The organism is Pseudoxanthobacter sp. (genome assembly GCF_036822375.1).
Classification (GTDB): domain Bacteria; phylum Pseudomonadota; class Alphaproteobacteria; order Rhizobiales; family Segnochrobactraceae; genus Pseudoxanthobacter.
Map to the genome: position 1 here is coordinate 37,852 of NZ_DAISHT010000004.1, position 13,791 is coordinate 51,642.

The 13,791-nt window shown below is 67.4% G+C and carries 11 protein-coding genes; 10 read left to right on the top strand and 1 reads right to left on the bottom strand.

The features are described from left to right. The first annotated feature begins 25 nt into the window (after positions 1-25). The 6 genes from V7067_RS01225 to V7067_RS01250 all read left to right on the top strand — a co-directional run bounded on the left by V7067_RS01225 (position 26) and on the right by V7067_RS01250 (position 5,934). Positions 26-988 (top strand): HAD family hydrolase, encoded by a 963-nt coding sequence (locus V7067_RS01225; RefSeq protein ID WP_334174054.1) that lies wholly within the window; start codon positions 26-28, stop codon positions 986-988. Between the two features lie 62 nt (positions 989-1,050). Next, entirely contained in the window at positions 1,051-2,721 is a 1,671-nt protein-coding gene (locus tag V7067_RS01230; RefSeq protein ID WP_334174044.1) for an arylsulfatase, read from the top strand. Positions 2,722-3,037: 316 nt separating this feature from the next. Continuing rightward, positions 3,038-3,691 (top strand): DUF1214 domain-containing protein, encoded by a 654-nt coding sequence (locus V7067_RS01235; protein ID WP_334174045.1) that lies wholly within the window; start codon positions 3,038-3,040, stop codon positions 3,689-3,691. A gap of 265 nt (positions 3,692-3,956) precedes the next feature. Continuing rightward, positions 3,957-4,319 (top strand): gamma-glutamylcyclotransferase family protein, encoded by a 363-nt coding sequence (locus V7067_RS01240; RefSeq protein ID WP_334174046.1) that lies wholly within the window; start codon positions 3,957-3,959, stop codon positions 4,317-4,319. A gap of 39 nt (positions 4,320-4,358) precedes the next feature. Then, a complete protein-coding gene (locus V7067_RS01245) occupies positions 4,359-4,865 on the top strand; it encodes a DUF1543 domain-containing protein (protein ID WP_334174047.1) in 507 nt (168 codons plus the stop codon). Positions 4,866-4,953: 88 nt separating this feature from the next. Next, complete coding sequence (locus V7067_RS01250; protein ID WP_334174048.1) at positions 4,954-5,934, top strand: phosphotransferase; 981 nt, start codon at positions 4,954-4,956, stop codon at positions 5,932-5,934. A gap of 242 nt (positions 5,935-6,176) precedes the next feature. Here V7067_RS01250 and V7067_RS01255 read toward each other — a convergent pair whose 3' ends face one another. After that, positions 6,177-7,997 (bottom strand): potassium/proton antiporter, encoded by a 1,821-nt coding sequence (locus V7067_RS01255; protein ID WP_334174049.1) that lies wholly within the window; start codon positions 7,995-7,997, stop codon positions 6,177-6,179. 560 nt (positions 7,998-8,557) lie between these two features. On the opposite strand from V7067_RS01255, the gene V7067_RS01260 reads away from it, so the two are divergent. The 4 genes from V7067_RS01260 to purU all read left to right on the top strand — a co-directional run bounded on the left by V7067_RS01260 (position 8,558) and on the right by purU (position 13,454). Continuing rightward, entirely contained in the window at positions 8,558-8,806 is a 249-nt protein-coding gene (locus V7067_RS01260) for a hypothetical protein (protein ID WP_334174050.1), read from the top strand. A 166-nt stretch (positions 8,807-8,972) separates the two neighbouring features. Beyond that, a complete protein-coding gene (locus tag V7067_RS01265) occupies positions 8,973-10,241 on the top strand; it encodes an Hsp70 family protein (RefSeq protein ID WP_334174055.1) in 1,269 nt (422 codons plus the stop codon). A gap of 661 nt (positions 10,242-10,902) precedes the next feature. Then, entirely contained in the window at positions 10,903-12,369 is a 1,467-nt protein-coding gene (locus tag V7067_RS01270) for an undecaprenyl-phosphate glucose phosphotransferase (RefSeq protein WP_334174051.1), read from the top strand. A gap of 137 nt (positions 12,370-12,506) precedes the next feature. Beyond that, positions 12,507-13,454, top strand: a complete 948-nt coding sequence (gene purU / locus V7067_RS01275) for a formyltetrahydrofolate deformylase (RefSeq protein ID WP_334174052.1) — start codon at positions 12,507-12,509, stop codon at positions 13,452-13,454. Positions 13,455-13,791: the final 337 nt, after the last annotated feature.

Sequence of the window (13,791 nt, forward strand, 5' to 3'; positions counted from 1 at the left end):
GATGCGCTTCATCGTTCGTGCCCTGATGCTCAGCTTTCTTTCCCTGCTTTTGCCTGCAGCAGGACTGGCAGACCCGCTGCCATCGTGGAACGACGGGGCTGCGAAATCGAGCATCGAGACTTTTGTTGCCCGTGTGACCGATCCGGCGAGCGCGGACTTCGTTCGGCCGGAAGAGCGCATTGCCGTCTTCGACAATGACGGCACCCTGTGGGTCGAGCAGCCCATGTACACCCAGCTTGCCTTTGCGCTGGACCGGGTGAGGGAACTGGCGCCGTCGCACCCCGAATGGCAGGCGAACCCGACGCTTAAGGCCGCCATCGACGGCGACCTGAAGACCCTGGCCGCCGCCGGCGACAAGGGGCTTCTGGAACTGGTGATGGTCACCCATGCCGGCATGACGCCGGACGAATTTCAGCAGATCGTCACCGACTGGCTGGCCCGGGCCGAACATCCGCGTTTCCGCAAGCCCTATACCGAACTCGTCTATCAGCCGATGCTGGAGCTGATGGCTTATCTGCGCGAAAACGGCTTCACGACTTATATCGTTTCCGGCGGCGGCATCGAATTCATGCGGCCATGGTCGGAGAAAGTCTATGGTGTGCTGCCGGCACAGGTGGTCGGCTCAAGCATCGTGACGAAGTTCGAGATGGTGGACGGCAAGCCGGTGCTGGTGCGCCAGCCGGCCCTGAACTTCATCGACGACGGCGCCGGCAAGCCGGTGGGCATCAACCAGCACATCGGGCAGCGTCCGATCGCCGCCTTCGGCAATTCCGACGGCGACCTGCAGATGCTGGAGTGGACCACCGCCGGCGAGGGCGCCCGCCTCGGGCTGATCGTGCATCACACCGATGGCGAGCGTGAATACGCCTATGACCGCCAATCGTCCTTCGGCCGCCTCGACAAGGCGCTGGACGCGGCCCCCGCGAACGGGTGGACCGTGGTGGACATGAAGAACGACTGGAAGACCATTTTCCCACCGGCCGGATGAGCGCGTTTCTGCGGAGCGCACCCCGGTTCTTTTTGATGTCTCCGAATGCACTGGAGAAGACGATGAAAGCGGCTCTTTCGACCACGCTGACCGCTGCCGTCACGGTGACATTGCTGGGCTGGGGCGGTACGGCCTTCGCCCAGAGCGATGCCCCCGCCGCGGTGCCGGCAAAGAAGCCGAACATCCTGCTGATCGTCTCCGACGATACCGGCTGGGGCGATCTCGGTGCCTTTCTCGGCGGCAAGCGCCGGGGCATGCCCACCCCCAATCTCGATGAGCTGGCGGGCGGCGGCATGGTGTTCACCAATTTCTATGGCCAGCCGAGCTGCACGCCCGGCCGCGCCGCCATCCAGACCGGGCGCATCCCCAACCGGTCGGGCATGACCACGGTGGCCTTCCAGGGGCAGGGCGGCGGTCTGCCGAAGGCGGAATGGACGCTCGCCTCCGTGCTCAAGCAGGGTGGCTACAAGACCTATTTCACCGGCAAGTGGCATCTTGGCGAGGCAGATTACGCGCTGCCCAACGCTCAGGGCTACGACGTGATGAAATACACCTTCCTCTACCACCTGAACGCCTACACCTACGGCGATCCGAAGTGGTTCCCGGCCATGAGCCCCGAGCTGCGGAAGATGTTCGCGGCCGCGACCAAGGGTGCTTTGTCCGGCAAGGCCGGTGAAGCGGCGAAGGAAGACTTCAAGGTCAACGGCGAATATGTCGATACGCCGGACAAGGGCGTCGTCGGCATTCCCTTCCTCGACAAATATGTCGAGAAGGCCGCCGAGGAGTTCCTGGAAGATGCGGCCAAGACGCCCGATACGCCGTTCTTCATCAGTGTGAACTTCATGAAGAACCACCAGCCGAATCTGCCGGCGCCGGAGTTCATCGGCAAGTCCACCTCCAAGTCCAAATATGCCGACTCGGTGGTGGAACTCGATGCCCGCATCGGCAATGTGCTGAAGAAGCTCGATCAGCTCGGCTTCGCCGACAACACGCTGGTGGTCTACACGGTCGATAACGGCGCCTGGCAGGATGTCTATCCGGATGCCGGCTATACGCCGTTCCGCGGCACCAAGGGCACCGTGCGCGAGGGCGGCAATCTCGTGCCCTCGATGGCGCGCTGGCCCGGCAGGATCAAGCCGGCCAGCAAGAGCGACGACATCATGGGCGGCCTCGATCTGATGGCCACGTTCGCATCCGTTGCCGGCGTCAAGCTGCCGGCGAATGACCGCGAGGGCAAGCCGATCATCTTCGACAGCTATGACATGACGCCGGTGTGGCTCGGCAAGGGCGAGGACCCGCGCCCGGACTGGTTCTATTTCACCGAGAACGAGCTGACCCCCGGCGCCGTCCGCGTCGGCAACTTCAAGTATGTCTTCAACCTGCGCGGCGATGACGGTGCGCCCACCGGCGGCCTTTCGGTGGATACCAACCTTGGCTGGAAGGGCGCCGAGAAATATGCGGCGACCGTGCCGCAGGTGTTCGACCTGATGAGCGATCCGCAGGAGCGCTACGACATCTTCATGAACAACTTCACGGAGAGCACGTGGGCGCTGGTGCCGGCCAACGAGGCGGTGCACAGCCTGATGAAGACCTATGTGAAGTATCCGCCGCGCAAGGTGCAGAGCGAGTCCTATTCCGGCCCCATCACGCTGTCGCAGTACGAGCGCTTCAAGTTCGTCCGCGATGCGCTGGAGGAGCAGGGCTTCACGCTGTCGCTGCCGAGCGGCAACTGAGGCAAGGCCGGCTGACTGAGCAAGGCCGGTTAACTGCGGCAAGGACGGTGACGGGGCGGGGCGCAGCGGCGATCTGCCCCGTCGCCATGTTCTTCTTCACGGGAACGTCTTCTTCCGGGGAGATCTTCCGGCTGCCATCTGTTGCGCGGTGCCGCCGGCCGCGGCAACCGGGCACGCGGCACGGATGAAGGCCCTGCGGAGGAGGGCTGCATGAACAGGTCTCCCATCGCCGCGGCGCTGGTTCTGTGCGCCCTGTCCGGCTGCGGCCGACGATCCGGCTCCGGCCGCCGCGGGTGCCCGGGCTCATCGACGACGTGTGGTATCGCTGGGTGGCCGATATCGGCCTCCCCGGTGCGGACGGCGGCAAGGGCGGCAGATATCTGATCCTGCCGCCGATGCGCGGACGAAGGCGATCCTGACCGATGCCGCCGATATCGGCGCTGTGACGGTGGGCGCGATCGCCTGCAGGATCCGCGACGACGATGCCTTCCTCTGTGCCGGCAGCGACTGGCGCAAGCCATTCTTCGGCGGATACAAATTCGAGACGGCACCGGGGGTGAGCAATCCCGGCGGGGCGATCTTCTTCTGTGAGATCGCAACGGGCGTGACCCCGGCAATGGCCGAGAAGATGGTCGGTCAGGGGTCGCAATATCCGTGGACGGCGCTCGATTCCACCGGCAGGCCGTTCGACGGCGGCAATACCTGCCGGCTCCGCCTGCCGCCGGATATCCCGGTGAAGGACCTCTGGTCGGTCATCGTCTGCGACACGCAGACCCGCTTGATGCTGCAGACCAGCCGGAGTGCACCGGGCGTCTCCGGTCAGAGCAGGGACGTGAAGGTCAACGCCGCCGGGGCGGTCGACGTGTGGTTCGGCCCCGCGGCGCCGGCCGGTCGGGAGCACAACTCTCTGCCCGGCCGGGGCTGGTTCACCATCCGTCGGGCTCTATGGCCTGCTGGCGCCGTGGTTTAACGGTCGCTGGCGGCCGGGCGAGATCACGCAGCCGCCCTGATCGTCCGCTCGCCGGCAAAGTGCGGGAGGGCGGGGCGGCAGCGCACCGGAGCGGCGCCCGCCGGTGCCCGTCCGTCTGAGCCCGACCGCCCGTACTCCGGCGCGGCGAGGCTGGCGCGGCCGGCCGGCGCGCGGTAGCAAGAATGGCGGTTGCTGTTCTGCCGGCGCCCGATTCCCGCTCCGCCCGCTTTGTCCCGCCCGGTTTCTGCTTCGCAAGGTGCCGTCCATGTCCGCACAGGCGACGTCCGCACAGGCGACGATCCGTCTTTTTTCCTATGGCACGCTGCAGCTTGAGAGTGTGCAGCTTTCGTCCTTCGGCCGGCTGCTGGAAGGCGAGGCCGATGCCATGCCCGGCTACCGGCAGGAGTGGCTGGAGATTACCGATCCCGATGTGCTGGCCGCCTCCGGCGCGCGCTTTCATCCGGTGGTGGTGCCCTCCGGCAATCCGTCCGATGCCGTCGAGGGCCGGGTGTTCAGCATCACGCCGGAGGAACTGGCGGCGGCCGACCGCTATGAAGTGTCGGACTACCGGCGCATTGAGGTCACTCTGCGCTCGGGCCTGCGCGCCTTCGTCTATGTCGGCGCCTGAGGGCGTGCCGGCGGCAGACCTGTTTTCCGGAAGGGCATCATGAAACTCTTCATGTTCAGCATCGGCGGCGACTTCAGGAATGCGAACATCGAGCTGCACGATGTCCGCTTCTCGGCCGGCGAATGCGCCGAGGACTGCTATCCCGATCTGCGCGCGCAGTGGTGGGGCGAACCGGCCAGCCTGCATCTCGATTGCTGGGGCGAACTGCGGCAGGCCGACGGCCACGACATCGTGCTGCGGCGCGAGCCGCCGGCGGGCGGGGACCGGCTGTTCTTCGTCAATCTCGGCGGCTACGATCCGGACGAGTTTGCCGAGCTGCACCGCAACGTGCTGCTGGTCGCCCCGGATGCCGCCACCGCCAAGGCCCGCGCGCTTTCCACCGTTCAGCACTGGAGCCTGCCCCACCGGGACAACCTGTTCGCCATCGAGAAGGCGGTGGACGTGGCGTCCGCGGTGGAGGGCCGGGGCTGGTATATCCACCTCGTTCCCGCAGCCGCGACGGTGGCCTTCTCGTTCACCTGCACCTACGTGCCCATTGGGGAATAACGGCCGCCCCCTCTTTCGCGGCGCGCCGCAGGCGGTTAAGCGGGCTTGAGAGCTGCGACCGGCAGCGCCTGCGGCAGCCTGAGGGGCCATGCTTTATACCGATGCCTTTCTTGCCGCCATGGAAGCGGCGCTGCGGTCCGCCCTGCCGTGCTGGGGCGTGCCGGAGACGGCGGCGCTGCGGCTGCTCAATATTTCCGAAAATGCCACCTGGCTGGCCGGCGCGGCCCCCGGCGGCCTTGTCGTGCGCGTGCACCGGCCGGGCTACAACAGCGATGCGGCCATCGCCTCCGAACTGCTGTGGATGGGGGCGCTGCGCGCGGCCGGGGTGGCGGAAACGCCGGTCCACATTGCCGCCCGCGACGGGCGCGCCATCGTGCCTCTCGCCTGCCGGGGGCTGCAACTGCGCGCGGTCGGGTTTGCCTTCATCGCCGGCACCGCCCCGGACGAGGGCTGCGACCGGACGCTGTGGTATGGCCGGCTTGGTGAAATCACCGCACGGCTTCACGCCCATGCCCGCGACTGGGTGCGGCCGGAGGGCTTCACGCGGCGGACGTGGGATTTCGAGGCCATCTGCGGCCCGCGGGCCGACTGGGGCGACTGGCGCGCCGGCATCGGCCTCGATGCCGCCGGCCGGGCCGTTCTGGAGGCGGTGGAGACCGGTCTTGCGGCCGCCTGCGACGGCTGCGGCCGCGGGCCGGCGCGTTTCGGCCTGATCCATGGCGACATGCGCGCCGCCAACCTGCTGGTCGACGGCGACCGGCTGGCGGTCATCGACTTCGACGACTGCGGTTTCGGCTGGCTGCTCTATGATTTTGCCGCCGCCACCAGCTTCATGGATGCGGAGACGGTGCGGGTGCTGCAGCCGCACTGGGTGGCCGGCTATCGCCGGGTTGCGCCGCTGCCGGCAGAAGACGAGGCGCTGCTGCCGATGTTCGTGCTGCTGCGCCGGCTGCAGCTCGTCGGCTGGATCGCCAGCCACGCCGATGCCCCGGAACCGCAGGCGCTGGGCGCCGGCTTCACGGCTGCGACAGTTGCCGAAGGGCGGCGCTGGCTGGAGGGGCGGCCATAACGCACGGGCGATAACGGACGGGCCGGAAGCGCACGGACGAAGAGCGTGCCGGCGGGGCTCCGCTGGTCCGGCCGCTCCGGTCCGGCCCCGCTTTCCCGTTGGCGCCGGTCCGGCCGCGGCTTCGGAACGATGCCGCCGGATGGCGGAACGCCTTGTCGGGGGCGATGCCGGCCACCGGGCCTTTCCCGCCCGGAGGCGGAATTCTTTGCCGGTGCGCCCGCGCGCCGGTCCGAGCGGCCGCTTCAGCGACGGGCTGACAGCCGGTCGAGATAGCGGGCGACGAGGTGAAGCGGCACGCGGGCGGCCAGCGCCTGCCGCAGCGTGCGCGGCAGGGCCGGGCTGGCTTCTTCCGGCGGCAGGCGCAGGCCGGCGATGGCCACACGTCCGTTGGTAACCTTGCGGGCGACCAGTGTGGCTTCGCCGAAGGCGATGGAATCGTTTTCCTCCGGCTCGTCGTCGAAGCGGCTGGCAAACAGGTCGGCGACGGTCATGCTCATCTGTGCGCCCGTCAGCGGCAGTCCGTAAAGCTCGGCCAGCACGCCGAGCAGCGCGCCGCCGTTGAAGCGGAACTCGCCCACCGCCGCGGCCTCGCGCAGCGAGGTTTCGCCGAACGGGCGGAACAGGCGGTCGAGTTCGGCAACCCGCGTGGTCGGAGCGACCAGATAGGCATAATCGCCCGGCACCAGACGGCCGGCATCGATGGGGTTGAAGATATCCTCGCCGCGCACCACCAGCACCAGCGTGGCCCAGCCGGGCAGCACGGTGTCGCCGGCCGCTGCCGGGCTGTCGGCCAGCAGCGGATAGCCGACGAGTTCGCGGTCGGCCTGTCCGGGCAGGTCGAGTTCCGTGCGGGTCACGGGCCGGGTGGTGCGGGCGAGCGCAATGTCCAGCCGGCGGGCGGCGGAGGTGATGGTCCAGCCCTGAACCAGCAGCGACACCAGCACCACGCAGAACGCGATGTTGAAATAGAGCTGGGCATTCGGCAGGCCGGCGAGCATCGGAATGGACGCCATGAAGATGCTGACGGCGCCGCGCAGGCCGACCCAGGCGACGAACGACTTCTCGCGCGTGGTGAAGCCGAACGGGGTGAGGCACAGCCACACCGCCACCGGGCGGCCGACCACGATGAGGAACAGCGCGATGGTGAGCCCCGGCAGCCACACCCCGACCAGTGCCGACGGGCTGATGAGCAGCCCCAGCACCAGAAACATGCCGATCTGGCAGAGCCATGTGGTGGTGGAGAGAAACACCATGGTGTTCGGCAGCCCGCGCACCGGGCGGTTGCCGGTGACCAGACCGGCGAGATAAACCGCCAGAAAGCCGCTGCCGCCGGCAGCGGCGGTGAGGCTGTAGATCAGCACCGCCAGCGTCACCGCCAGCGCGCCGTGCAGGCCGGGCGGCAGGGCGAGCCGGTTGAGCGCGAGCACGATGGCAAAGCCGCCGGTGATGCCGAGCCCGGTGCCCAGCACCGCCTGCCGGGCCAGATCGCTGAGAATCGACCATTCCCATGCCCCGCCGTCGCGGGCGATGAGCCCGACGAGCAGGATGACGAGGAACACGGCGACCGGATCGTTGGTGCCGGATTCGATTTCCAGCGTGGCCCCGACGCGGCGGCGCAGTTGCAGACCGCCGGCGCGCAGCAGGAAAAACACCGCCGCGGCATCGGTGGAAGCAACGGCGGCGCCCAGCAGCAGGCCCTCCGTCCAGCCGATGCCGAGCAGGAAGTGAGCCAGCGTGCCGGTCAGCGCCGCGGTGACCAGAACGCCGCCGGTGGAAAGCAGCAGCGCCGGGGCGAAGGCGCCGCGCGCCGCGCGCAGCCGGGTGTGCAGGCCGCCGTCGAACAGGATGATCGCCAGCGCGGTCGAGCCGATGAGATAAGTCAGGTGATAGTCGCTGAAATGGATGCCGCCGGGCCCGTCCTCGCCCATCAGCATGCCGAGGCCGAGGAACACCAGAATCAGCGGCGCACCGAAGCGGGTTGCCACCAGCGACGACAGGATGCCGATGGCCACCAGCAGCGAGGCCAGCATCAGAACGGTATCGATGAAGCTGATGCTGGACATGGGCGGCTCTCGGCGTGGCGGCGGAACGGACGGCAGCGGCGAAGGGGCCGTGCGGGCGGCGGGCGGAACGGGATGCCCGGCCGGCGCGGCCGCGCCGGTTGGAACAGATTAGACTGCTGTCGGTTACAAAAACGCCTTCCCTGCGGCAGCCGGCGCCCGGTCCGGGGGCTGCATTTTGCCGCGCCGGCGATTTTTGCCGGCCGGCCGCCGGGCACGCCGGCAAAAGCCGGGCAAAGCGGGGCTGGCAAGACAGACGGGCGAGACAGACGGGCAAGACAGGCGGGGCGGGCCGCGGGCGTAACGGGCGCATCGCACGGGACCGGGAGGTGCGGCGAGGGCGTGCGGCCGGGGACAGAGCTGATCTGAGGCCGCTAAAACTTAACAATGGTTGCTTTCGAGTTGCAAATGCTGATTATGAGGCTTTGTGCTCCTGCTGAACGGTAGCCGCTGCAATTTTTGCCTCCGGCACGGCGTAAATCGGGAATTTTGAATGTGGAACCGGCCGGCCTGTGCCTGCCCTGGCAGCGCCGGGGCAGCGGGTTCGTGCAGGGTCTGCGGAAGTGGCTGGTGACGGCGGGTCGAATCGCCTCCGCCCGGCCGGCTCGGCCAAGCGTGTGATGATGGAAACAGAAAAGTCGGTCAAAGCGGATCTGGAAGCCCTGTCCCAGCGGCTCAAGGATGCCCAGCAGCAGCTGATTCTGTCGGCTGCGGGTCTCCGGATGCTTCCCGGCGAAAGCCTGATCCGCCGCATCGCCGAGCTTGAGCAGGCGATCGTGGCCACCGAGACGATGATCGACGAGATGTCCTGAAAGCGGTGGCCGGCGGCCGCGGCGCGGTTGCAGCCGGCTTTTTGGGGCTTGCGGCGCCGGATGGGCGCTGCTATCTGCGTCGCCCCCGCCGTTCCCCTTCTTCCCATCGTTTCCGGCAGGCCCCCACCATCGGCGGGGAGGGCTGGCTTTGCCGGTGCGAAGCGGCATCATGCATTGCGGACTGGACTTCGGTACGTCGAACACGACCCTCGGCGTTGTGACGGATGGCGCCCCGCGCCTTGCAGCCCTTGAAGGCAGCCATGTCACCCTGCCGAGCGCGGCCTTCTTCGGGCCCCGCGATGGCGTGCGCCCGTCCGACCCGGCGCCGCGGATCGGCCGCGCGGCCATTGCTGCCTATCTCGACGGCGAAGACGGCCGCCTGATGCGTGCTCTGAAATCGGTGCTGGGCACGGCACTGATCGACGAGACGACGCTGATCGGCCGCAACCGCGTCGGCTTCCGCGATGTCATCGCCCGTTTTCTGGCCGAAGTGCGCCGCCGGGCCGAGGCCGATCTCGGGCGTGATCTCGGCGATGTGGTGCTGGGGCGGCCGGTGCAGTTCGTCACCGACGATGCGGCGGCCAATGACCGGGCCGAGGCGGCGCTGGGCGATATCGCCCGCTCGGTCGGCTTCCGCAACATCGCCTTCCAGTTCGAGCCGGTCGCCGCAGCGCTGGAATACGAGCGCAGCCTCGACCGGGAGGAACTGGCGCTGGTGGCCGACATCGGCGGCGGCACCTCCGATTTCACCGTGATCCGCCTCGGGCCGCAGCGGGCGGCGCGCGAGGAGCGGGGCGCCGACGTGCTGGCCAACGAAGGCGTGCGCATCGGCGGCACGGACTTCGACAGCAAGCTGTCGCTGGCGACGGTGATGCCGCTGCTCGGCTATCGCACGCCGCTGCTGCGCGAGGGGCTCGATGTGCCGAGCTGGTATTATTTCGATCTGGCGACGTGGTCGCGCATCAACCTGCTCTATCAGCCGAACGTCATCGCCGGCCTTGCCGGGGTGCGGCGGCAGGCGCGCCAGCCGGAGCTGATCGAGCGGCTCATTCACGTTCTGCACGAACATGCCGGCCATGGTCTGCTGATGATCGTCGAGCAGGCCAAGATCACCTTGTCGGACGCCCTGACCGCCACCATGGCGCTCGATGCCATCGAGCGCGGCCTGACGGAAACGGTCGGCCGCGACCGTTTCGTGTCGGCCACGCAGGCGCTGGCCGATGGCATTGCCGCGCGCATCGCCGACTGCCTGACCGCCGCCGGAACGACCGCCGACCAGATCGATGCCGTTTTTCTGACCGGCGGTTCGACTTCGCTGCCTCATGTGCGGCGGGCGATCCTCGCCTGCGTGCCGGGAGCGCGGGCCATGGACGGCGACCGGTTCGGCGCCGTCGGCCTTGGCCTCGGTCTTGATGCCCGCCGCCGCTTCGGCTGAGCGGCCGGGCGGCGGTCGCGGCAGCGTCCGGTACGTTACAAAAAATGCAGCGCGAGATCCTGTCAGCAGAAACAGAGCGATGCTGTTCAGGCCGGCGCGAATTTTATTTGATGCGCAGAATTTTTAAGCGTTCATGTAACATTGAAAGCAAAATAATACTCAATATTATAAGCTAATGCGCATGAAATTAGCATTATATATTGTTAAATGATAACATATTAAGCGTTTTTTAGAACAGATCAGAATGAGTGCCGTTTTCGTTGACTTGAAATCGTCTGTGCATTCTTGAAACAAAGCTCATCGTTCGCTATGATCACGATATTGTGTGATCAGATCCCGTCGTCAGCGGCGGGGACGTGGTGCGGTTCAGCCGTCTTCCGGGTGTCATCCGGGCATTGATAATTTCCGGGCGCTGGTAATTCCTGAGGGGTGGGATGCAGCGGCGCAGGGGCACGGCGGGCGGGCACGGCGGCTTATTGTCAGGCAGATCTGCGGTTTTTCTGCAGAGCGGCCCGCCAGAGGGGCACGGGGTTGCCGGCGGGCTTTTTTCGATCCGGGGCCGGTTTTTTCACCGGCTGTCATGTTGTTCCGGCGCATGGCCGGTGATGCCGGTGGACGCTGAGAGGGGCCTGCCGGCCTGGTGGCGGGGGGAAGAACAAGCATGGTGACGGAACCCTATTCCCGGACAGCGCCTCATGGGCGCACGGCTGCCCACCGCGTTCACCTGCCGCTCGATACGGTGCGGATCAGCCTTGCCGTGCTGGATTTCGCCGTGATGGTGCTCAGCAGCGTCCTCGGCAACGGTCTCTACCTGCATTTCATCGGCGACGACGTGATGGCCGGCAGCCGCCTGACGGAGCTGGCGAGCGCCGGCATCATCGGCGGTCTCATCTTCGTGTTCGTTGCGCACGCCAATGGCGGTTACAACATCGCCCCCATTCTGCGTCGCGGCTCGCAGCTCAGCCTCGTGGTGCGGGGCGTGCTGGCGGCGGTGCTGTTCTATCTGTGCCTGCTGTTTCTGGTCAAAGTCAGCGACACCATGTCCCGCGGCGGCCTGATCGCGTTCACGGCGGTGGCCATCGGGCTCGTCTTTCTGGAACGCTCGCTGGTGGCGCGCTCCATTCTGCGGCTGTTCATCGCCGGCTACATTCTCGGTCCGCGCACGGTGGTGCTGGGCGAACCGCGCGAGCTGGCTGCGCTCAGCGGCCGCCGGGTGCTGCTGCGCTCGGGCCTGAACGAGGTGGCGCGGTTCGAGTTCTCGACGCCCTTCAACGCGCCGATGCGCGCCGTGGCCGATGCCGCGGTGGTGGCCGATGTGGTGGCCTGCGTGCAGCAGCACGGCGCCGATCAGGTGTTGCTGGCCATGTCGTGGGCCCACGAGGAGCGGCTCGCCTGGCTGCGCGAGCAGTTGCGCATCCTGCCGATCCCGGTCCAGCTGATGCCCGATGCCGCCCTGCACCGCATCACGCGCGACTGCCCGCGGGTCACCATCGGCCAGTCGACTGCCTATGAGCTGCAGCGCGAGCCGCTGACGCGGTTCGAGCGGGCGCAGAAGCGGGCGCTGGATGTGCTGCTGTCGGCCATGGCCATCGCCTTCCTGTCGCCGGTGCTGCTGGCCTGCGCCCTTGCCGTCCGCCTGTCCTCGCCCGGGCCCGTCATCTTCCGCCAGCGCCGCTCCGGCTTCGGCGGCCGCAAGTTCGCCATTTACAAGTTCCGCTCCATGACGGTGATGGAGGATGGCCACAAGGTGACGCAGGCGACCCGCAACGACAAGCGCATCACCGCCGTCGGCCGCGTGCTGCGTGCCACGAGCCTTGACGAGCTGCCGCAGCTCTTCAACGTGCTGTTCGGCTCGATGTCGCTGGTGGGGCCGCGGCCCCATGCGCTGGCCCACGACGACGAGTTCTCCCAGTTCATTTCCAACTATGCGTTCCGCCACCACGTGAAGCCCGGCATTACCGGCTGGGCGCAGTGCCACGGCCTGCGGGGCGAAACGCGCACCCGCGACCAGATCGAACGCCGCGTGCAGTACGATCTCTGGTACATCGACAACTGGTCGATCTGGCTCGACATCTGGGTGCTGTTCGCCACCGTTCTCGTGGTGCTGAAGCGCTCCAACGCCTATTGAGCCGGCCGCCGGCTGTTTCGTCTCGCCCGCGCCGCCTTCTGCCGCTATAGACAGCCGCCAGACAAGCAGGGACGGCTGCCGCACCGGCAGCCAGGTCCGGCGCACGGTGCGCCGGGGCACGGGCGGAGCGAAGCAGAATGATCACCGAGCTGGAGCGGCAGGCCGCAGCACAGGGGCAGACCGGCCCCGCCGGAGCGCTGCCGCCGCCGGACCGCGGCGAGGCCAGGGGCGAGGCGCTGATCCTCACCCTGTCGTGCACCAACCGGCCGGGCATCGTGGCCGCCGTTGCCACGTTCCTGTTCGAGAGCGGCTGCAACATCCTCGATGCCAACCAGTATGACGATCGCGAAACCGGCCGCTTCTTCATGCGCGTGGCCCTCAACCCCGTGCGCGAGGGCGTGGGGCTGGCATCGCTGAAGGACGGCTTTGCGGCCATTGCCGGCCCGTTCGGCATGAACTGGTCGCTGCGCGCGCGCGCCGAGCGGCGGCGCGTGATGCTGCTGGCCTCCAAATCCGACCACTGCCTTGCCGACCTTCTCTATCGCGGCCGCATCGGCGAGATTCCGATGGAGATTGCGGCAATCGTTTCCAACCACCCGCGCGAGGTCTATGCCCACCTCGACTTCGGCGATACGCCGTTCCACCACCTGCCGGTGACGCGCGAAACCAAGATGGAGCAGGAAGCGCGCGTCTGGCAGATCGTGCAGGAAAGCCGCAGCGAGGTCGTGGTGCTCGCCCGCTACATGCAGGTGCTGTCGGAGGGGCTGGCGGCAAAGCTCTCCGGGCGCTGCATCAACATCCACCACTCGTTCCTGCCGGGCTTCAAGGGCGCGAAGCCCTATCATCAGGCGTTCGAGCGCGGGGTGAAGCTGATCGGTGCCACGGCGCACTATGTCACGTCCGATCTCGACGAAGGCCCGATCATCGAGCAGGACGTGGAGCGCGTCTCGCACCATGCAACGCCGGAAGATCTGGTGCGCAAGGGGCGCGACATCGAGCGCCGCGTGCTGGCCCGCGCGCTGGCATGGCATCTGGAAGACCGGGTGCTGCTCAACGGCAAGCGCACCGTGGTGTTCTCCGACTGAGGGGTGATTTGCGGCCGCGCCCGGGCGACCGGGGGCGGCCGCGCGGCGGCACGCTTCAGACGGCCGGTTTGCATCCACAGGCTAACCAGCGGAAATAAAAGAGAAAATCAAATTCGCTGGCAGAGCGGTGAAAAGCGCAAAAAGCCCCTTGATTCCGGGGCGCTCCCCGCATAGGTTCCGCCTCGTTCCCGGCGACGTCGGCCCCCCAGCGGCCGAGAGCCCCGGCGGCAGGTTGTGGCGAAAGCCAGCCCGGCGCAGCGGCACCGACGGAGAACGGAAGACGTGGGGCCATAGCTCAGTTGGGAGAGCGCTTGAATGGCATTCAAGAGGTCGTCGG